This is a genomic window from Leptospira kirschneri serovar Cynopteri str. 3522 CT (genome assembly GCF_000243695.2).
Lineage (GTDB): Bacteria > Spirochaetota > Leptospiria > Leptospirales > Leptospiraceae > Leptospira > Leptospira kirschneri.
The window spans coordinates 78404-100565 of the sequence record NZ_AHMN02000020.1; the positions used below are offsets into that span (position 1 = coordinate 78404).

Consider the following 22162-nt stretch of genomic DNA (forward strand, 5'->3'; position numbering starts at 1 on the left):
ATGATTCGATCCTAAGTTTATTTAAAAAGATAATAAGTCGGTGCTTCAATTTACTAAAATAGGTATATTATGAAAGTTAAATATTATAAGTCGAAACATATAGGACAACAATTTGACGAATTTATTGAAGAACGTATATATATTTCGTTTTAATTTGCTATTTTATATTCTTCAGGTTTTTGTTTCGGACTCGTATTTTTTTAAAGAGAAAGAATGAAAATCCCCGGTTTCGAAATATTAGATTTATTTTCTGAAAATTATAAATTTATTATATATAAAGCTTTTGACCAAAGGTTTGGAAGAAAAGTTCTTATCAAAACAATTTCTCAGAAAAAGACGGATGTTCAAGAGATTTATCGAGATTTTAGGATTTCAAATTTTATAAAAGGATCAAAAACCCAAAATCCTCTTGAATTAATACGACATGAAGACGTTCCGGTTCTTATATTAGAGGACTTTAATTCAGTTCCACTCTCAAAACTTTTTCCTAATGGAGTAGATTCCGTTCATAAATTTTTCGAAATTGCTTTAGAAATTTCTTTTGCACTTCAAGAAATTCATGAAAGAAGGATTTTACACAAGTCATTATATCCAGAGAATATTTGGATTCAAGCAGATACTGGGATAGTAAGGATTGCGGACTTTTCATCTTCTACTTTTTCGGGTAAGGATATTTCTCCTTCTAATACACCTAGCTTACCTCTTGAAGTTTTTTCTTATATAGCACCTGAATTGACGGGCAGGTTATCCCGTATTTTGGATCTTCGGACTGATTTTTATTCTTTGGGAATTATTTTCTATGAGATGGCGACCGGAACTGTTCCGTTTGTTTCTAAAGATAGAAACGAAATTTTACACTCTCATCTTACTAAAATACCCGCTCCTATTCATACAATTAGAAATGATTTCCCAATTTCAATTTCTATTATCGTTTCTAAGTTGCTCGAAAAAGGTTTAAATTTACGTTATGCTTCCATTCAAGGATTGATATATGATTTAGAAATTTGTTTTAAAGATTTTCAAAATGGAAAAATTAATTCTGAATTTATTCCTGGTTCAAAAGATAATCCTGAAATTATATTAGATTCTTCTAATTTATATGGAAGAGAAAAAGAGATTTTAGTTTTACAATCTTCTTTAGATAAGACGTCCCAAGGAGAAACTAGGGTTGTTTTTATCACTGGTGTTTCCGGTTCAGGAAAATCTGCGCTAGTGAAATCCTTTTTAAAGAGTATTTCAAATATTTTTGTCCAAGGAAAGTTCAGTCAATATGAAACTTCAATGCCGTTTGGAGGACTGATTCATTCTTTACAAGATTTGGTTTCGATTTTGCTTTCTAAAGATGAAAAAGAAATTCAAGAATTTAAAGAACTAATTTATGAACATATAGGAGACAATGGGAAAATTCTTTTAAATCAGTTTCCAGAGCTAGAATTTATTTTGGGTCCTCAGCCAGAGTTGTCCAGACTTCCTCCGGATGAAAATCAGAATCGTTTCTACCATACACTCAGTAATTTTATCAAAGTTCTTACCAAAATTAGTAGGCCATTTGTACTTTATTTAGACGATTTACAATGGGCTGATTCAGCAAGCCTCAGGTTTATAGAAACTATATTAGTACATTCGGAAATTAAAAATTTATTATGTATTCTATCTTTTAGATCTGAGGAGGTTGGTCCTTCAAATACTTTTTCCAGTGTATTAAAAAAAATTGAGAACAGCAAGGCTAAGATAAACCGAATCAACGTAGGTTTGTTAGATGAAAAAAACGTTTATAGACTTATTCAGGATTTATTTCCTGGATGGGAAGAACAGTCTAAATTTGCAACTTCTATCTTTCTAAAAAAAACGTCCGGAAATCCTTTGGCGATTATTCAACTTCTCGAGATTTGTCAAAAAAAACGCCTCATCACTTATCAGTTTAAATCTAAACTTTGGAAATGGGATCTTGAAAAGATAGAAAGGCTTTCAATTTCGGATAATGTAGTGGATCTACTTTGTGCTAGGATTGAAGCTCTTTCTCCAGAACTTCAGGAACTTTTGGGTGTATGTTCTTGTTTGGGAAAAAAATTTACTTTAGAATTTTTATCTAAATTAAGTCTTTTTAATACTACAAAGTTAGAGAAATTACTTTGGTTTGCAGTAAAGGAAGGGTTTTTAAATATTTTTTTTAGTGAGAATCATTTTCTTTTTGAAGAGAAGCTGTTTTCAGAACGAATTTTTAGTTTTTCACACGATAAAATTCAACAAGTTATTTATGACTTACTGGAAGAATCAAAACGAAAAAAAATCCACAAACACATAGGAATGACCCTACTTACAATTTACGGATTACGATCTAAAGACAAGATTCTTTTTCAAATTGTACAACATCTTAATCATACAATTGATACGCTCGAAGAAGAGTCTATAAAAAATGATCTTACGATTTTAAATTATAAAGCGGGTCTTCAAGCTAAAAATTCAGGATCATATGAAAGTTCTCTTCAATATTTGAATTTTGCTTTGAATTTTTTGAATAAGGAGGCTTCCGTTGAGAACTTTGAACTGTATGTAGACGTAATTTTAGAAATTGCGGAAACGGAATATCTTTTAAGTAATTATGAAAGGGTGGAATCTTTTTTAAGATTATTAGAAAATAAAAATATAACAAATTTACAATACGTTCGTAAGGAGACAATTCTAGTTCGTTTGTATTCTAAAATGAATAAGATAGAGGATGCGGTTTTAGCGGGTTTGCGAGGGATGAGACGTTTTAAAATTTATATACCTTCTTTTTACTGCAGGATTGTTTTGGCACTTTTTAAGGAATTGTTAATTTCTATAATTTTATCCATAAAAAAATCCGATTTGGAACTTATTTGTGTAAAAGAAAATTCGGAACCCGAATACGAGGCTTTGATCGATCTTTTTGCGGAGTTGGGTCCTTCAGCTTTTACCTACAATCAAAATTTATTTGCCCTTATTGTATTAAAAATGTTTAATGTTTCTTTGACAAAAGGAGTTTCTAGAAGTAGCGCAATTGTATACAGTGGATACGGTATGATCGTTAATCAGGTTCTGAGGGATCTGAATCAGGCGGTGCGTTATTCTAAACTCGCAATGGATTTGAACAAAAAAATTCCGTTCGATCTTGTAAAGTGGAAGGTAAAATACGTATATTCTGCCTATATCTGTCACTGGGTAAGGCATATCTCTTTCGATATAGGTCTGTTAGACGAAGTTCATAATGGGGCTTTACAAAACGGAGATGTTTTTTTTGCCGGATTTAGTCTTCAGGCCAAGATCCAGAAAAAAATTTTTGCTTCATATTCTATCAATGAACTTTTAACGGACATAGATAATGCGGAAAAGTATTTTAAAATTACAAGAGACGATTTCGCTTCCGTAATTTCAAAAAGTTCTCATCAGTTTATCAGGGCTCTTGCGGGAAAAACCTCTTCCTGTGATTCTTTAGAAGATTCTGAGTTTCGATACCAAGATTTTGAAAATAAAATAATAAAAGATAAAAATTACACGGCACTTTCCTATTATTATCATGACCTCACTAAACTTTATTATTTTTCAGGTAAATATCAAAAAGCTATATTATATGCTACAAAGTGTGAAAAGTTGATTCGGAACGCTTTTGGTTTGATTCCTTTTGCCGAATATTGGTTTTATTATGGAATTGTAATTTTAGCTAATTTTCATAAATTCAATTTTTTTCAAAGAATTAAATATTTAAAAAAACTGAATATTATACTTTCATACTTTAAAAGATGGAGTAGAGATTGTCCGGAAAATTTTATGGGACTTCTGGAGCTTCTTAACGCCGAGAAAAAAAGAATACGCGGAAAGGTTTACGATACGATTGTAGGTTATGAAAGGGCAATTAAACTTTTTCAAGAATCAGGTTTTATCTCATTTCAGGCCTTATCGAGCGAAATGGCTGCGGTGTTTCATTATAAACTTGGAAATTTTTCCCTTGGAAATCATTATTTAGGATACGCGATCAATTTGTATTCCAAATGGGGAGCCTTGTCTAAAGTGTCTGATTTAAAAAGTCGTTTTTCGAACCGACTCCACCTTTGTTTTCTGAACGAAAACGGTGAAAAAAAATCCTTAGCACAAGATCTTGTTTTGGATTGGGAAATTATATTAAAAGCTTATAATGTTATTTCTAAAGAGATTGTTTTAGATAATCTTCTTAAGAAATTGATGCAGATAACGATGCAGACTGCCGGAGCTACAAAAGCAGTTTATTTTAATTTGTACGATAAAAATCCAATGGTTTATCTTATTGGACAAAACGAAAAGACAGGGATTAAGATTGAAAAATTTCCGGAATTAGATAAACCTCAATATCCGGTCTCTTATCTGAATTACGTTTTTAGAACGGGTAAATTGATTTCTACTTTTGATTTTTCTGCGATTAAAGATTTTAGCGATCAATATATCAAAGAAAAAAATCCACAGTCTATGATTTGTATTCCCTTAACGCACATTGGAAAATTGAAGGGAATACTCTATTTAGAAAATGAATTCGTCAAAGGAATGTTTACTGAAAGTAATATTCAAATTTTGAAACTGATCGTTGGACAAGCGGCGATTTTTATAGAAAATGCTAACCTTTATGCGGAATTAGAAGAAAAGGTAAAACAAAGAACTTCCGAACTCGATAATACGATTCATCTACTTCGAAAAGATTTGCTCTATGCTCAAAAGATTCAGGATAAAATTTTACCAAAGCCAGAATCTACGTTAGGCGGAATTAATATCTTTACGAAGTACGTTCCTATGATGTATGTAGGAGGTGACATTTACGACTATGAAGAAATTTCTACGGGTAAGGTGAGGATCTTTTTAGCGGATGCTACTGGTCACGGGGTTCAGGCTGCATTAGTCACAATGTTGATTAAATCCGAATATGAAAGTCTCAAATATTTAAATACATCTCCGGGAGGTTTGATCACCGAACTGAATCGAACTATCATAGCAAAATATAAAACCCTTAAATTCTTTTTTAGTTGCCTAGTCGTTGACGTTGATACTAAAAAAGGAACACTTTACTACTCGGCGGCAGGACATCCGGATCAATTCTACCTTTCCGGAAGGACGATAACAAAATTGACTCGATGCGGACCGATTATAGGTATTCTTGAAAGTAAGGAATACGATTCTCATTTTTTGAAAATATTAAAAGGGGATAAATTGTTTTTCTTTTCTGATGGAATGATAGAAGGATGTAATCCATTTAAAGAAACGTTTGGAGAGGATAGACTTTTGAAATTAATTTTAGATCATTCTTCCAAGCCAATTTCGGAAATCGTTTCGTTGGTATTTTCTGATCTCCAAACTTTTCTTTCAGGTAAAGAAGTTGCAGATGACATCACGTTCTTATCGGCAGAAGTATTGTAATATCTTTTTTTTAATTATACCTTTTAAAAATCTTAACAACTTCTTAACTTTCTTTTTCGCAACTTAACTCTACAATTATTGACTCAGTTCAAAATTTATGATCTACTTGTGTCTTAAAAGATTAGTTTCAGGAAAAAGAATATTATGAATTTAGAAACTATTTTGGCTTTGAGTATGGGTGTATTTTGTATCATTTATCTGGCATATACAATTTTTAGACCGGAAAAGTTTTAAGGAGTTTTTATGGTAACGGAATGGATTCAACTTTCGATCTTTCTGTTTGTGATCCTAATTTTCTCTCCCTTATTCGGTTTTGTATTGTATAAAGTGTATTTATATAAAACTTCTGGTTTCGAAAATTTTTTATATAAACTTTGTGGGATCGATCCCAATCGAAATATGGATTGGAAAGAATATGCTCTATCTTTGCTTGTATTCAATTTTTTCGGTTTTCTATTATTGTTTTTAATTTTATTTTTTCAGAATTATCTTCCACTCAATCCAGAAAAATTTTCAGGATTAGGTTGGGACCTTGCATTTAACACCGCGGTCAGTTTTACCACAAATACGAACTGGCAGGCCTATAGTGGAGAATCTACGTTAAGTTTTTTTTCCCAAATGGCAGGATTGACCACACAAAATTTTCTCAGTGCAACTACTGGATTGTGTGTGCTTCTTGCGCTTTCAAGAGGAATATCAGTAAATTATAATATTTTCGCTTTTGGAAACTTTTGGAAGGATATGATTCGAGGAACGTTATACGTTCTTCTTCCTCTCTCTTTTGTTTTTGCTTTGTTTTTGGTTGGTTCTGGAGTAGTACAAACTTTTTCCGAATCCTTCTCAGCGATTACTTTAGAAGGGAATATCCAAACCATTCCTTTAGGTCCGGTTGCGTCTCAGGTCGCAATCAAACAATTAGGAACAAACGGGGGTGGGTATTTTGGAGCAAACGCGTCGCATCCTTTTGAAAACCCCTCTCCAATTTCCAATTTTGTACAAATGTTTTCCATTCTGATTTTGCCAGGCGCCTGTGTTTTCTTATACGGAAGAATAACCGGAAATATCAGACACGCATGGGTGATTTTCAGTGTGATGTTTACGATACTCTGCGTTGGAATTTTAATCGTCTGGACTTTTGAATCCTCTTGGAACCCGATCAGTGGAGCCTTTGGTTTTTGGGAAGGAAAAGAAATGAGGTTTGGAATTTTAAACAGTTCTATTTGGGAAGTTTCCACAACGGTAGCGTCTAACGGATCTGTAAATTCCATGCACGATAGTTTTTCTCCGATCGGTGGTCTAGTAGGAATGTTGAATATACAATTAGGAGAAATTGTATTTGGAGGAGTGGGAGCCGGAACGTACGGAATGATACTTTTTGTTCTGCTAACCGTATTTTTAAGCGGGATCATGGTGGGCCGTAGCCCGGAATATTTAGGTAAAAAAATAGAAAAGAAAGAAATTCAGATGTCCATCCTAGGAATTTTATTACCTTCTACAATTATACTTTTGTTTACCGCAATTTCGGTAAGTATTTCGGACGCGTTATCTTCTCTTACAAATCGAGGACCTCACGGTCTATCAGAAATACTTTATGCGTTTTCTTCGGGAGCGGGAAATAACGGAAGCGCTTTTGCCGGTTTGAACGCAAATACTACTTATTATAATGTTATGATAGCGATTACGATGATATTAGGAAGGTTTGGAGTGATTCTGCCTGTTTTAGTGATTGCTGGAAGTCTCGCCGAGAAAAAAAGATCGGAGATCGTATCAGAAGGTTCTTTTTCTACGGAAGGAGGAACCTTTTATGTGTTGTTATTATCCGTTATCATCATAGTAGGCGCGCTTACTTTTTTTCCGGTGCTTACTATCGGTCCGATACTTGAGCATTTTATAATGTTTCAGGATGGGACTTTTTAAGGAGAATCGATGAACCGTAAGTCCAAAGTTTTTATAGAATCCCCAATTTTAAAAGAAGCGATCTTTAATACATTCAAAAAGTTGCATCCATTTTTACAGGCCAAAAATCCGGTTATGTTTATTGTATTTTTAGGCGCACTTTTTACGACTTGGATTTTCTTTAAAGATTTGTATCAGGGAGTTTACTCTTCCTTTAATCTACAAATAAGCTTATGGTTGTGGTTTACGGTGCTTTTTGCCAATTTTGCGGAAGCGATTGCGGAAGGAAGAGGAAAAGCAAGAACGGATAGTCTTAAAAAAACTAGATCCAATATAATCGCCAAAAAATTGGTAGGAAATAAGATAGAAAACGTTCCTGGAACTTCATTAAAAATTGGTGATATAGTTATTTGTGAAGCAGGAGATTTGATTCCCGGAGACGGAGAAATTTTAGAAGGGATCGCAAGCGTGGACGAATCTGCGATTACCGGAGAGTCTGCGCCTGTAGTTCGTGAAAGTGGAGGGGATAGAAGCGCGGTTACCGGTGGAACCAAAGTCTTAAGCGACAGGATTAAAATTTCAATCACCGCAGAACAAGGAAAAACATTTTTAGATCAGATGATCGCATTGGTGGAAGGAGCCAAACGTCAAAAAACGCCGAACGAAATTTCTCTTACGATGTTATTGTCCGGTTTGTCGTTTATATTTTTGATCGCTGTGATGAGCCTTCCTTTGTTTGCGGAGTTTGTTGCTAAAGAAGGAGGACAAAACGCAAATCTTTCCATTCCGATTTTAATTTCTCTTTTAGTATGTCTGATTCCTACCACGATTGCAGGATTATTATCTGCTATCGGAATTTCGGGAATGGAACGCCTAATTCGTTTTAATGTAATTTCAAAAAGTGGAAGAGCGATCGAGGCCGCCGGAGATATAGACATTCTTTTATTAGATAAAACAGGAACGATTACATTAGGCAACAGAGAGGCTAGAGATTTTTATCCCGCCAAAGGAGTGGATGAAAAATATTTGGCAGATGTAGCGCAACTTTCTTCTCTTGCAGACGAAACTCCGGAAGGAAGGTCCATCGTAATATTAGCAAAAGATAAATTTGGAATTCGAGAAAGAAATTTAAGCGAGATGGAAGGTGAATTTATACCTTTTAGCGCTTCTACAAAAATGAGTGGAGTGGATTTAAAAAAGGAAGGAAAGGTCGTTCGAAAAATTAGAAAAGGAGCGGGGGATTCGATTCGAAATTATCTACATACGTTTGGTCAAAAAATTTCTGCAGAACTGGAAGATACGATTCAAACAATTTCACAAAAAGGAAGTACTCCAATTTTAGTAACCGAAGAGGATCAGCTTTTAGGTGTGATTGAATTAAAGGATATAGTCAAAGGAGGACTCAAAGAAAGATTTGCAAGTCTTAGAAAGATGGGAATTAGAACCGTGATGATTACCGGAGATAATCCTTTGACTGCAGCTGCGATTGCTGCTGAAGCGGGAGTGGATGACTTTCTTGCGGAAGCGACTCCGGAAACTAAGCTGAAAAAAATCAGAGAACAACAGTCCAAAGGTTATCTGGTTGCGATGATCGGAGACGGAACTAACGATGCACCTGCGTTAGCGCAATCGGATGTAGGTGTGGCTATGAATACGGGCACACAAACTGCAAGAGAAGCAGGGAATATGATCGATCTTGATAGTAATCCAAGCAAACTGATAGAAATAGTAGAAATCGGAAAACAACTTTTGATGACAAGAGGAGCGCTGACTACGTTTAGTATTGCAAACGACGTAGCGAAGTACTTTGCTATTTTGCCCGCTTTGTTCGGAAGTTTTTATGCTACGTCTCAAGTAGGTCCTTTATCTGCTCTTAATCTGATGCAACTAGGTTCTCAGAAAAGTGCGGTGTTAAGCGCTGTGATATTCAACGCACTTGTGATACCCGCCCTTATACCCTTGGCTCTTAAGGGAGTCGTCTATAAACCGTTAGGTGCTGATAGGATATTAAAAAGAAATCTTTTAATTTTTGGTTTGGGAGGAATGATCGTTCCGTTCTTAGGGATAAAGTGTATAGATTTGATGTTAGGTTTATTAGGAATCACTTAAGGAAAACTTTATGATTTTCTTGAATATAATTTCTATTTCCATTCGACTTCTTTTGATTCTTACTTTAATTACCGGAATTTTATATCCGATCGTGGTCACTGGATTTGCGGAACGTTTTTTCCCGTTTCGATCTGGCGGAAGTAAGGTAGTGATCCAAGGTAAAACCGTAGGCTCGGAGTTGATCGCACAGAAGTTTATAAAAGACGAATATTTCTGGCCTAGACCTTCTGTGGCTGATTACAAAACGGGGGCGTCCAATGCAAGTGTGACTAACGCGTCCTTAAGGTTAAAGGTGGAAGAAAGAAAAAAAATCCTCTTTGAAAAACACACAGAACAAACGCAAGTTCCTCCTGATTTATTGTTTGCGTCCGGTTCTGGGCTTGATCCGCATATTAGTCCTAACTCGGCTCTGTTTCAGATAAACCGTGTGGCGAAGTCGCGTAAATTGACGGAAGGCCAAATTCTACGCTTAAAAGACATAGTGGAAAAATCGATAGAAAAAGGTTATATAGGAGAAAACAGGATCAATGTACTTTTATTGAACTTGAAGATGGACTCCGAATTTGGAACAATATTAGAATGATCGAAGATACGGAAACTACTCGTTTGGACCCGGACGAGTTACTTCGTAAGATCCAAAAAGAAGAACAAAAAGAGATTTCCGGAAGACTCAAAGTGTTTTTCGGAATGGTTGCGGGTGTGGGCAAAACCTACGCGATGTTAAACGCCGCTCGAGGACTTAAAAAAGAGGGCGTGGATGTGGTGGTAGGTTACATAGAAACACGTGGCCGAAAAGAAACCGAAGAACTTCTGGAAGGTTTGGAAATATTACCTAGAAAAAAAATAGAACATAGAGGAATCGAATTCGAAGAGATGGATATAGATTCCATTCTTAGACGAAAGCCGGAAGTGGTTTTGGTGGACGAATTCGCACATACAAATATCCCGGGCAGCAGACACGTAAAACGGTATCAGGACGTAATTGAAATTTTAAATCATAGTATTAATGTATTCACGACTTTGAATGTTCAACATTTGGAAAGTCAAGTGGAGGCTGTAGAAAAAAACACTTCTGTAAAAATTAGAGAAACGATTCCAGATTCTGTGTTGGATATGGCGGATGAAATTGTGTTGATCGATCTTTCTCCGGACGATCTTAGAAAACGACTTCAGGAAGGTAAAGTATACGTCCCTGAAAAAGCGAACTTAGCGGGAGATCATTTTTTTAAGAAGGAAAACCTGACCTTTTTGCGTGAAACCGCACTCAATTACACGGCGAGACACGTCAACGTAGCTCTGGATTCAGCAAAGTTTAGGGAAAAAATTCTAGTGGCGATCGGTTCTAGTCCTAATTCTTACTCTTTATTACGTTATGCGAAACGACTTGCTTATGAACGGAACGGAGAATTGTTTGCGATCTACAATCAAACAAGAGAAAATCTTACCAAAGAAAACTTAAGTCAACTTGAAAAGAATCTGAGTTTTGCCAGAGAGCTAGGATGTGAAATTCTTTACGCGGCAGACGAAGATACAGTGGAAGCGATTTTAAGAATTTCCGAACAAAAGCACATAACGCGTGTGGTGATAGAAAAAACTTCTGCAGATTGGTGGAAAAGATGGAATTCAACCGCGTCTAAACTGGCTAGGATGCCTTCTAATTTCGAACTTTGTTTGGTTCCATATTCTTTTGTTTCTGGAGAAGAATCCGTTTTGAATCGATTTTTAAGAACTTCTTCGGGAGGAAAACAATACTTAACCTCTCTAACCTTGATATTGTTGGCTACTTGTATCAGTTTATTTTTGGAACCAATTGCTGGTTATTGGAGTATTTCCTTACTCTATTTATTCTTTGTTTCGGGAATTGGATCTTTTTTTTCCAAAGGACCTACGATACTGGCAGGGTTATTGTCCGGAATTTTCTGGGATTTTTTATTCATTCCACCCAGATATACTTTTTTTATAGAGAAGTTAGAAGACGTACTTATGTTCGGCGCTTTTCTTTTTATATCGATCATCATAGGAAATGTCACATCTAGATTGAGGCAAAAAGAAAAAGTATTGGTCAATCGAGAACTTCGCCTAACAACTTTATACGAATTGTCCAAGGAGTTGGGACACGCGAGAGACGTAAGACGTATCTCTGAAATCGGAGCCGAATATCTTGGAAAGGTATTTCAGACGGAGATAGTTATACTTTTAGAAAATCAAGGAAACATAGATTTCAATTCTTCCAGGGCTGGAAATTTTTTTCCTGACCCGAAAGAAACCGCTGTTTCTAACTGGGTGTATAAAAATAAAATTCCAGCAGGAAAATTTACGGACACGTTATCCTTATCTTTAGGAACCTACTTTCCTATGATTGCTCCGGGTAAAGTGATAGGAGTGATAGGAGTCGTTTTAAACGAAAGGTTGAATTTGGATCAAGAAAATCTTTTACTTACCATGGGAAATCAGATCGCGCTTGCGCTTGAAAGGGAGTTATTGTCTGAAGAAACTAGAACTAGATACTTGGCCAATCAATCTGAAAGACTTTATACGATTATATTTAATTCTTTATCGCACGAATTAAAAACCCCTCTTTCTGCGATCCGAGGAGCGGTGACTGCGTTGTTAGAACCCGAGATAGAAAATTCCAGAGAAGCTAGAATCGAATTGTTAAACGAAATTAACGAAAGTAGTATGATTCTCAATCTATTATTAGGAAATCTATTAGACATGAGTCGTTACGAATCCGGTTTCTTAAAATTGAGAATGGATTGGCACGATCCATCCGATCTGATTCACGTAGTAGTAAGAAGATTGAGACAAACGGTGAAAAACAGTCGTTGTGTGATTCATTTACCGGAAAATCCAGTGCCGACTTGGATGGATTTTACATTGATGGAACAAGCGCTTTTTAACGTAGTATTCAATGCGGTTCAGATTTCACCTGAAGGTGTTCCAGTTTCTATAGAGCTTATATGCAGAAAAGATAAAATACAATATATTGTGGAAGACGAAGGTCCGGGGATTCCTAAGGAAGATCTTGAAAAGATATTCGAAAAGTTTTATAGAAGTAAAAATAGAAATCACGTAGGAAGTGGATTAGGACTTTCAATAAGCAAATCCATCGTGGAAACACACGGAGGTATTCTAACCGCAGAAAATAGAACAACGGTAGGGGCCAGGTTTTGTATCGAAATTCCGATCAAATCGAGTTGAAAAGATGAATCCTAAAATTCTGGTGGCGGACGATGACGATCGTATTCGCAAGATGATACGAATCAGTTTGAACGCTTCTCATTACGAAGTGATCGAGTCTGCCACGATTCAAGAAACGATACTCAAAGCCGCTAAAGATTCTCCGGATTTGATTTTATTGGACTTACAATTTCCGGATGGCAACGGAATTACTGCATTGAGGGAGATACGATCTTGGAGTGAAACGCCGGTGATCGTATTGTCCGTTCTTTCTTCCGATCCAGAAAAAATTTCCTTGTTGGACGGAGGAGCCGATGACTATATTACAAAACCGTTTAGTATGGGAGAACTTCTGGCAAGAATTCGGGTCGCTCTTAGAAATAAGACTCAGGATCCAGGATCTCCTATTTTTGTATCCGGAAATTTATACGTAGATTTATCAAATAGAAACGTAAAAATATCTGGAACCACGGTGCATTTGACTCCGATCGAATATACATTTTTGACCTTATTGATTCAACACGCAGGAAAGGTATTAACACAGGAACAGATCATACGTCACGTTTGGGGACCTTTTGCAAAAAACGAATCCGGATCTTTGAGAGTTCACGTAGCAAGTTTAAGAAAAAAAATAGAATTGGACCCATCCAGTCCGGAGTTGCTTTTGACAGAACCAGGAGTGGGTTATAGGCTTGCAATTCATTTATAATATTCAGTTTATATCATGTAACATAAGTTAAGTAAAAATTACAAGACGCTACTCGAAGTTATATAATAAATATCTGTTCGGAATTGTATAACAGAATACCCAATCCAATATTTACGCTTTAATCGCTTTTACATTGAATGGCCCCAACTAAAACTCTATCACGAAATTTGTAGAACTCGATTTTATGGAGATCGGTAAATAAATATTAGTATATTAAAGTATTATTTTGTATAAAAGTATAAAGCAGTTTGTTGGAGTGCCGCACCCAAAGGTGCGGCGGAGGCGTAAAGAAATTAAAAAAGAGAAAGGAAAATAGACGGTTTAGAAAACGGAGAGTTATGAGTCGCTTCCGGATCCGAAATGGTGATCGCGTTCAAACCTTCTTGAAGATATTGAGCAAGACCTTGTGTTTCCGACTGGCTGAAAAAAACGTCTTTGTCCATCCACACAACTTTCAGATTAAAACCGTTCCATATATTCTGTGTCACAAACATTCTAGGAACGGCATTTGTAGTTTGGGCGGTATAATCTAGTCCGACAATGTTTGCGGCCGCTACATAGGGTTCTAGATCACTCATCGTTTTTAGTTGTTCGGTGGTAGGTGCTCCTGTGACCGGAACACCGTTTACGGCGTATTTCGTATTAATATAAAAGTCGTCTGGAGTTTTTACGAGCCAACCAAATTCGGCATAAGGCGGATCTGGAATACTACCTAAAATTTTTAATATTCTAAAATTCCAAACAAAACTTTTTGCAGAATTTGGATCACTCATAGGAGCGTTTCCGCCATACCAAGGTAAAGGAGAAGGAATATCGCTGCCGAGTAAGATCGTGTTTTCGATACCGAATGCACTTAAAAGGCCACCACCGTTTTTATGAAATAAACTTTGTATCGTTTGGATGACTAACCCGCCTATACTATGACCGACGATAGTCTGGATTTTTTTACCTTCTGTGCTGGTCATTCTACCAAGTAAGGCGCGGAGAGCGTCTGCGTAATTTGTAACGCTCAACTGACTGTAGTTAGCTGGATATTCCGATGTTCCAGGAGCCATCGTACTACCTCCGTGACCGGGAAGATCCATGATATAAACACTTTGAGCTTTTCCCTTAAGGATCAATTCTTTTGCCAGAGGTTCAAAAAGAGAGCTGTTATCTCCGAAGCCGTGAACGAACAAAACCGATTTAGGGTTGAAAACGATCGGACCACCCGGATCTCTTACGTATCTGTAATGGACTACATTGATTGTATAATAGGTGGTTTTGAGGGAATAGAAATTACGACCTACTAAATCATAAGTAAGAATCTCTCTCGCATAAGAGGCGTTAATCGAACTTACGCCGAACAAAAAAAATAGGAAACATAGGGTGAGTCCCACTTTCCTAAATCGATTTCGAATACCCAATTGAATCTTCATAAATATTTATCTCCTTGTTTGATCTAAGAAGAGAACTCTATCTCTATATAAGCTTTTTTGATTGTAATGAAGCGATACGGAGAGATCATTTTTCGGATTATCTGTAAATCTAAAATTATGTTTTTTTGAAAATAAAATGGAATTCAATTGAAATTAAATTTAGTTTTGATCTAAATATCATGATTAAGGCATATATCTGATGGTTTATTGTAAATAATATTGGCACTTAAGTGCTAACAAATACATCTAAGTATTTAGATTAAGAAAACTTTTATAAGATCAATTTTAAACTAAGACTAGTTAGGTGAGATTATTTGATGTAAAATTCGATTTTTGTTTTTATAGAGGTGGATTGAATTACTGATTTAAAAATTAAGTTCGAAATATAGTTATAAATTTATGTCGTCTGTAGTTGCGACCTCGAGTAAGTATAAAAAGTTTTTATTTGAACACTAACAATTTGGTCTTTTTTCGCTTAATGAATGCTAGGTCTTTTTGTAATCTAAAAATGGTTTTGTTTTTTGGAGATCAGTATCTTTTTATTATAAATTCAAATTTTAAAGTAAAACTTTTATAAACTCGAAAGTATAATACTAGTTTGATACAAGTCCCAATGTAAAAAGTATTTCACCTTAAGTATGTTAGTTGAGTGATTGGTTCTATTTTTACGAATTATAGTGTTTAAAAAAGAGTTTTGCTACAGTGGGAATTTTGTATTTATCAAGGACTTTCGGTTGTTCTGTTACCTAGTTTTCCTACTTAAGAGCTTAATCAAATTGTAATAGAGTGTTTAAAATTTTGTGATTCACTTCAAAAATTTAAGATATTCTAACTTAATTCTGTAGAAATCGGCATGAACACAAAATTCGATTTGGAAAAAACGTTCGGTAAAATTGAAAAGGATGAAGGTTTGGAGAAATTCTGCATGTCATAATTTAGGCATTTAAGTTTAAAATTCATTTGAGTTGACTCGAAAAACGTTACATTCTAAAATTGAAAAAGGAGGTTCATGTGAAAGAAATTTTTGATTTACCACCTAACGCTGATTTATGGTCTTCAAAATCAGCTTCGACAACCGATACACAAACTCTTTTCCCGTTTAATGAAAAATATGAAATGGCTTTAGAAATACTAACTGAATTCGAAAACTTGTCTATAGTTGATTCTTCGAACTTGAAAACTTCATCCACACAAAGTTATGATGGAGAAATTCTTACACAACTGACTGAAATTCTAAAAACCGGAAGCTTTCATACGGAGTATCAACCGATTTTATCTTTGGAAACGGGAAAAATTTATGCATATGAGGCCCTAGCCAGATTCCGTATCAAAGGGGAAAATATTTGTCCGGAGTTTATATTTAACGAACTTCATCAAGATCCGGATCTATTTTTTGAATTTGAAAAAGAATTGAAACGATTTCAGATTCGAAATCGCCCGCGGGACAAACATTTATTTTTGAATTTGGATCCACACGTCTGTAAAAACCGTTCACAGGCCGCCGAATGGCGAAAACTTTTAAGTAAGAAAAAAGATATAGTCTGTGAAATTATTGAGAATACTGATTCTACTTTAATCGAAAATACTCGATTTTGTTTGGATGTTTTAAGGCGAGAAAACGTTCCAATTGCTCTTGACGACGTAGGTGGAGATCAAAACCTTTTTTGTTTTAATTTTTTAGAATATTCTAAATTTATTAAATTTGATAAATGTTGGCTGCGACTTTTTAAAACCAAACCATCTTATAAAAATATCGCGTGGGGTTTCTTAGACTTTGCAAAAGAATCGAATATGTTATGTATATTAGAAGGAATCGAAACCTCCGAGGATTTTTTGATGGCCGCAGAAATGGGATTTCCTTTGGCACAAGGGTATTTATTTCAATCTAGGAACGTTTTAGTTTAAAATTTCGTTTTTGGTCAGATGTTATGAATGTTTAATGTTACCGCCTTCTGTAACACAATTTTACTCGGTACTGTATATTTAAAAAGTAAAATATTTTAATATAAGGATCGAATATACGTGTATGGAAAAAGTCTATATTAGAGTTGTTGAAAAATTAATTCTTGATCTGTTTGTATTGGATTGAATGGACAATTGAAGCAATTTTACGAATTTTCACTATGGAATTTTTCAACAACTCTAATATAAAATTAAAGTTTCCAATAAAAAATTGAATCTGGAAACCACTATCAGAGTTCAATGGCAAAAAGTCTGTTCAAAAAAACTATGAAAGGTGTAGTTTGTGGGCTACTATATTTTAAAAACGGACTTTTGGGAATTCTATTTTATATTTTTCTAAAGTGTAGAAATTGTTACTCTGCTGAAATCGAGAATTCAAACTGACTTTTCCATTCTCCAGCAAAAATGGATCTTTTCGTTTTTAAAATCTTCCGGGATCGTAAACTTTGAAATATCTTTCAAGTTGTCCCATAAAATGGATTGTTTAGAAAATTCAAATTTTCTAAAGTTTGTAGAAAAAAACAAAACTGCGCCTGGAAGCGCAAAATCTCGATAGAGTGTATTTAGAATTTCGACGTGATCTTTTTGTATATCAAAAATATCAGTCATTTTTTTGCTGTTAGAAAAAGTAGGTGGATCAACTACGATCAGATCATATTTTTCTCGATCCGGATTTTTTCTTTCATGACGAAGCCATTCCATTACGTCCGCTCTAAGTACACAATGTTTTGTAAGTGAAAAACCGTTTAGTTTCAAATTTTCTTCGGCCCAGTCGGAATAGGTGTTGGAAAGATCTACGCTTAGGCTTTTTACGGCTCCGCCTGACGCTGCGTAGACGGTAAACGATCCGGTATAAGAAAAAAGATTTAGAAATTTTTTTCCCTTGGATTCCTTACGAACAAAATCTCTAGTGATTCGATGATCTAAAAACAGCCCTGTATCCACATAGTCTGATAAGTTCACATAAAATCTAAGACCATTCTCTCCTATCTCGAATAGTTCAGATTGTTCGGATTGTTTTTCGTATTGTTCCTTACCTTTTTTAGGTTCTCTTTTTTTCCAAAAGACTTGATTTGGATCGATAGAGAGGGTTTCGCAGACGATTCTATTGATTTCTTCGTTCTCTTTTATTCTATCTTCATCTGAAATTTCGTAATTGTTTTTATATACAGAGATATGACAGAGAGGACCATAAAGATCCACGCAGACAGGGACCTGAGGTATATCACGGTCGTAGATTCGAAAACATTCTATGTTTCTTTTACGAGCCCATTTTTTCCAGTGTTTAGCCATTCTGGTTATACGATTTCGAAACATCACCATAGGATTTCCAAAATCGTTAAGCGAATTGGATCGTTTTTCCGACATGAAACCAGAATTAAAAAATCTATTTTAAAATCCAATCAGAACAGAGAATCAAATTTCGTAAAAAGACTGGTAAATTTACAATCATAAACTACGGTTGCGAGGCCACTGGGATTTTATTAAGAAATAAAAATAAAAACTAAAAAATACGCGCACTGTTGCATCTATAAAAAATTGGAAAACGAAACTTAAACGAAGAGGATTTGGCCGGTTTTTTTACGTAAAAACTTTGCGGTATAATTTTTTTTGCGAAAAAATTGTATGTCGTCTTCTCTAAAGAGAATGTACTACTCATCACTATGTAATAAAGTATCTAATATTTTGCATGGAATCAGTGTTTTGTGATAAAATTAAAGGTACTCAATTTTATAGAGATCAGTAATTTAGGTTCATATTACTGACATTTGTAGTTTAAGTATTTTGAATTTTTAGTTTAAAGTGACAATAGGAGTCGAAAGTTTGAAATATACATATCTAGAAAATCAAAAAGTGAAACTATTTCTTTCTTATTCGGAAACGGATTCTAAGAATGTGATTTTATTTGTTCATGGATATCCGGATACACATAAAACTTGGGATTTACAGGTTAATGTTTTAAAGGAAAAATTTACGTTAGGTGCAATTGATCTAAGGGGATCTGGGAGATCTTCCAAACCTTCAGAACAATCTGAATATAATTATACGATGATTCTTTCCGATTTATCGGAGGCGATCCGTTTTCTTTCCAAAGGTAAAAAAGTACATTTGGTAGGTCACGACTGGGGAGCCGCTCTCGGTTGGTTATTTATTAGTGATTTTGAATATTCAAAATGTGTAAGTTCTTTTACTGCGATTTCCGGTCCTCATCCTTGGCTTGCTGGAAAACGGATTATCGACGATTTTTTTAGTTTTGATCTAGGTAACTGGAGTAAGGTGATCGACCAGGGGTTTCGTTCCTGGTATATATGGTTTTTTCAAATTCCTGTATTGCCGGAACTCATTTGGCAAAACTTTGGCGAATCTATTTACGAATGGATCATGGATTGGGGTGGGGTTCCTAAAAAGGATTCTTTGAGGAAGGTGAGCAAAAATGATATTTATAACTCTGCCATCGTTCCCATTAACCTGTTCCGAGAATTATTGTTTGGTAAAACGGTCATTTCGTCTCCTTCTCATATTAAAGTTCCGGTGCAGTTGATTGTTCCTCAAAAAGATTTTATCGTTTTGCCAGAGGTTTACGAAAACTCTTATGATTATGTTGAAAAATTAGAAATTCATAAAATATCTTCTAACCATTGGGTTCACAGAGAACAACCGGATTTAGTGACTGAACTTATTGAAAAGTTTATTTTTAAATATTCCACCTAACCGTTATTATACTATAATTTCTTATGATCTCTGTAAAATTAAGTGAGTTTCATTTTACACAAAATAGTGTTTCAGTATAAAATATAGGATACTTTATTTTGTCCTGAGTAGTAAGAGTTATAATAAGTCACCTTGAACTTGTGCGGAATTATCACTTAAAAGCGGAATTTTTTGATAATCTATTATGTGATTCTCAGTAGTAATCCTTATTTAACGTGAGTTCGGCGTTAGAAAATCGGGGCGAATCCGGCTTGCCAAGGCAGCCGGCCGGGCTCTTTAGCTCCGGTCAATAAATTGCATACAGGAAACATAATACAACAATCGTCTTTAGATTCAATTTATTGACCCCGCATCGATCCCTTTCGCGTTATACTGAATTCACGTTATTTAACATAAGTTCGATGTAAGAAAATGAGAAAGAATTTTTTAAAAGTGGTAGTTCCCACATTTTAGTATTTACGGCAACTTCAAGTTTTTGTGAGAGTTCCCACATTAATTTTTTTTACACCGAACTTATGTTATATGAGTCACCTTGAGTGTTACATGCAAAATAACCATTTCTCTTAGAAATAGAAATTAATTATCCAGTTTTCAGTATCTCGTTGAACGTTTTTATTTTTGAAAATAAAAAAGGCCCGGTGTTTTTTACCGAGCCTTTTAGGATCAATTTCAGCTAACTAACGTTTATTGAAGGTTTTCCGAATTTTCTTCCTCTCCATTTTCTTCTTCGGGTGAAGGTTCTTCATTTTCTGAAGATTCTCCACCTGTCTCGTCATCTGAAGTATCGGTAGAAGGAGGAGTTGTTTCCGCCTTTTTCTTGTTATTCGATTCTCCAGTTTCGGAATCTTCAGAAGAATGTGTGGCCGGTTTTCGATTTTCTTCGATAGCCTCTACTTCTTCTGTAGCCGGTTTTTTCTTTCTGGACGGAGATTCTACTTTGTCCAATTGAGTAGGGCCTTTTCGAGGAGGAATTAATAATACTTGTTTCGGATAAATCAAATTTGGATTTTTGATTTTGTTTCGGTTCGCTTGGTAGATTCTTCTCCAGAGTTTAGAAGTCCCATAATGTCTTTTGTCTTTTGCGATTCTCCAAAGACAATCCGCAGGGACTTTTTTACGAACCACATAACGTTTCCAACCTTCTGGTAGTCCGTTTTCTCCAATTTTAGATGAAGAATTTTTGCCTTCGGTTGTAGATTGATTTTTAGTATTTTTATTCCCTTCTGTTTTTGTATCACGACCAGCAATCTTGTCAGTTGTAGCTTTTCTTTCTATTCTTTCAGCTAACTCGGTGGCTTGGTCTACTACGATTCTGGAAAGACGAATTGCTTCTTCGGAACGAGAAATAGAATCCTCATATTTTTCGGAAGAATATAGATCTTCTGCGGCTACTCTGGATTCTTCAGCCGCTTTTAAATTTTCTTCCGCTCTTTGGTAAGAAACTTGAAAATCTCTAGAGGAATTGATTTTATTTCGATCGAAGGAAGCTAACCTTGTAGTTGCGGATGCTACACTTTGTTTTGCAAGTTCCTTCTGCTTTTCTGCATAAATCTTAATATTCTTAGCGACTAGTTCTCCGGATTTTTTACGAATATCGTCTATTTCGGAATATCCTTCTTTGATTTTCCCTTCTTCTATTTTAGATTTAGAAGAATCGAGACGATTTCTAGTTTCGGAAACCTCCGGATCTTTTCCTTCCGCATACTTATCTGCGTCATTTAGATTTTTATCTATGTCCGCAAAAGAATCGATCAACTGTTGTTTTTGAGAAAGAGCTAATACTTTGGATTCGTCCGCAGCCTTTTTAGAATCCGCATATTTTTGACGAGAAGCCTCATACTGATCAAACGCTGCCAATCTCATTCTTAGTTTTGCATCGTCTCCAGATTCTTTTGGATACGATTCTAAGGTGCGGTCAGCAGTTTCGCGTAGAGAATCACCTTCTTTACGAAGTTGTACAGAAGTATTATAAGGTTCGGAAGCAAGTTGGGAAGCATAGGCTTCTTCTGCGGATTCGATCGAAGAGCTAGATTCTTTACGAGCATCATCAACAGAAGACGGGAAGGATTTTTCAGAAGCGTCTAAAGCCTTGGCTCTTGCATATAACGCAGATTTTTTAGTCTCTGTAAGATTTTCTTCCGAAGCTTTTTGATGAGCTGTGAGTAAGTTTTTGCGAGCTTCTTCTAATTCTGCAGGAGCGTATTTTTCAGCACCTGCAGACTTGGCTCTTGTGATCGAGTTCTTTGCATCACTTAATTCCTCAATAGGAAGTTCGGCTCCACAGGAAATAAAAAATCCTGCGAGTAAGATTATAAAAGAAGAAAGTATTTTTCTTTGAGTCGATTTCATTGTGGCACCAGATTTTAGAAAAGGTAGGATAAAATTAAAATTCCGATTTACTTAAAAGCAGAAACTGCTTCTGATTCATTATCAAAAATCTCAAAAAAAGAAGTTAGCTTTGTTAGTTCAAATACCTTTCTTACAGATCCTGAAACATTGATAATCTTAAGTCCACCCTGATATTTTTTCAGATTAGAAAGGCTGGAAATGAGAGCACCAATACCAGAAGAATCTATATAAGAAACTTTTTCGAGATTGATGATCGTATAATATTTTTGCTCCTCGATGAGTTTCGCGATTACATCTTTAATTTCTGGAGCATTGTAGAGATCGATTTCTCCGTTTATGTCCAGAATGACAATGTTCCCGCTTTCTCTTCTGGTTATTTCCATAAATAATCAGCAACTCCTTTCTATTTCTTTCCAGCCAGCTCTAC

13 protein-coding genes are annotated in these 22162 nt (G+C 35.3%); 9 read left to right on the forward strand and 4 right to left on the reverse strand.

Annotated features, from left to right (window positions below; genetic code table 11):
• Positions 1–213 precede the first annotated feature (213 nt).
• The 7 genes from LEP1GSC049_RS209185 (at position 214) to LEP1GSC049_RS209160 (ending at position 13294) form a co-directional block, all read left to right on the forward strand.
• A complete protein-coding gene (locus LEP1GSC049_RS209185; protein WP_016561154.1) occupies positions 214–5400 on the forward strand; it encodes a trifunctional serine/threonine-protein kinase/ATP-binding protein/SpoIIE family protein phosphatase in 5187 nt (1728 codons plus the stop codon).
• Between the two features lie 144 nt (positions 5401–5544).
• Entirely contained in the window at positions 5545–5634 is a 90-nt protein-coding gene (locus tag LEP1GSC049_RS2000000227045) for a potassium-transporting ATPase subunit F (protein WP_004753500.1), read from the forward strand.
• Between the two features lie 9 nt (positions 5635–5643).
• Entirely contained in the window at positions 5644–7317 is a 1674-nt protein-coding gene (gene kdpA / locus LEP1GSC049_RS209180) for a potassium-transporting ATPase subunit KdpA (RefSeq protein ID WP_016561169.1), read from the forward strand.
• Positions 7318–7326: 9 nt separating this feature from the next.
• The gene (gene kdpB / locus LEP1GSC049_RS209175; RefSeq protein ID WP_004759406.1) at positions 7327–9405 is read left to right on the forward strand and encodes a potassium-transporting ATPase subunit KdpB; all 2079 of its coding nucleotides are present in this window, start codon (positions 7327–7329) and stop codon (positions 9403–9405) included.
• A 10-nt stretch (positions 9406–9415) separates the two neighbouring features.
• On the forward strand, positions 9416–9988 hold the full coding sequence (locus LEP1GSC049_RS209170; RefSeq protein ID WP_004761545.1) for a potassium-transporting ATPase subunit C: 573 nt from the start codon (positions 9416–9418) through the stop codon (positions 9986–9988).
• On the forward strand, positions 9985–12606 hold the full coding sequence (locus LEP1GSC049_RS209165; protein ID WP_016561147.1) for a sensor histidine kinase: 2622 nt from the start codon (positions 9985–9987) through the stop codon (positions 12604–12606). The genes LEP1GSC049_RS209170 and LEP1GSC049_RS209165 overlap by 4 nt, the downstream gene beginning before the upstream one ends.
• Positions 12607–12610: 4 nt before the next feature.
• Positions 12611–13294, forward strand: coding sequence for a response regulator (locus LEP1GSC049_RS209160; RefSeq protein WP_004753765.1), 684 nt, complete (start codon positions 12611–12613; stop codon positions 13292–13294).
• A gap of 293 nt (positions 13295–13587) precedes the next feature.
• Here LEP1GSC049_RS209160 and LEP1GSC049_RS209155 read toward each other — a convergent pair whose 3' ends face one another.
• Entirely contained in the window at positions 13588–14712 is a 1125-nt protein-coding gene (locus LEP1GSC049_RS209155; protein ID WP_004754443.1) for an alpha/beta hydrolase, read from the reverse strand.
• A gap of 1011 nt (positions 14713–15723) precedes the next feature.
• On the opposite strand from LEP1GSC049_RS209155, the gene LEP1GSC049_RS209150 reads away from it, so the two are divergent.
• Positions 15724–16617: an EAL domain-containing protein gene (locus LEP1GSC049_RS209150; protein WP_004754504.1), complete on the forward strand. Its 894-nt coding sequence runs from the start codon at positions 15724–15726 to the stop codon at positions 16615–16617.
• A gap of 432 nt (positions 16618–17049) precedes the next feature.
• On the opposite strand, the gene LEP1GSC049_RS209145 is transcribed toward LEP1GSC049_RS209150, so the two are convergent.
• Positions 17050–18042, reverse strand: a complete 993-nt coding sequence (locus LEP1GSC049_RS209145) for a class I SAM-dependent methyltransferase (protein WP_004755459.1) — start codon at positions 18040–18042, stop codon at positions 17050–17052.
• A 456-nt stretch (positions 18043–18498) separates the two neighbouring features.
• Here LEP1GSC049_RS209145 and LEP1GSC049_RS209140 point away from each other — a divergent pair, with 456 nt between their 5' ends.
• Positions 18499–19386 carry an alpha/beta fold hydrolase gene (locus LEP1GSC049_RS209140; RefSeq protein WP_016561179.1) on the forward strand — a complete coding sequence of 296 codons (888 nt, stop codon included), beginning with the start codon at positions 18499–18501 and terminating at the stop codon, positions 19384–19386.
• A 684-nt stretch (positions 19387–20070) separates the two neighbouring features.
• Here the strand turns inward: LEP1GSC049_RS209140 and LEP1GSC049_RS209135 are convergent.
• Positions 20071–21735, reverse strand: a complete 1665-nt coding sequence (locus LEP1GSC049_RS209135) for a lipoprotein LipL71 (protein WP_004754299.1) — start codon at positions 21733–21735, stop codon at positions 20071–20073.
• 47 nt (positions 21736–21782) lie between these two features.
• Complete coding sequence (locus LEP1GSC049_RS209130; RefSeq protein ID WP_000406878.1) at positions 21783–22118, reverse strand: STAS domain-containing protein; 336 nt, start codon at positions 22116–22118, stop codon at positions 21783–21785.
• Between the last annotated feature and the right edge of the window lie 44 nt (positions 22119–22162).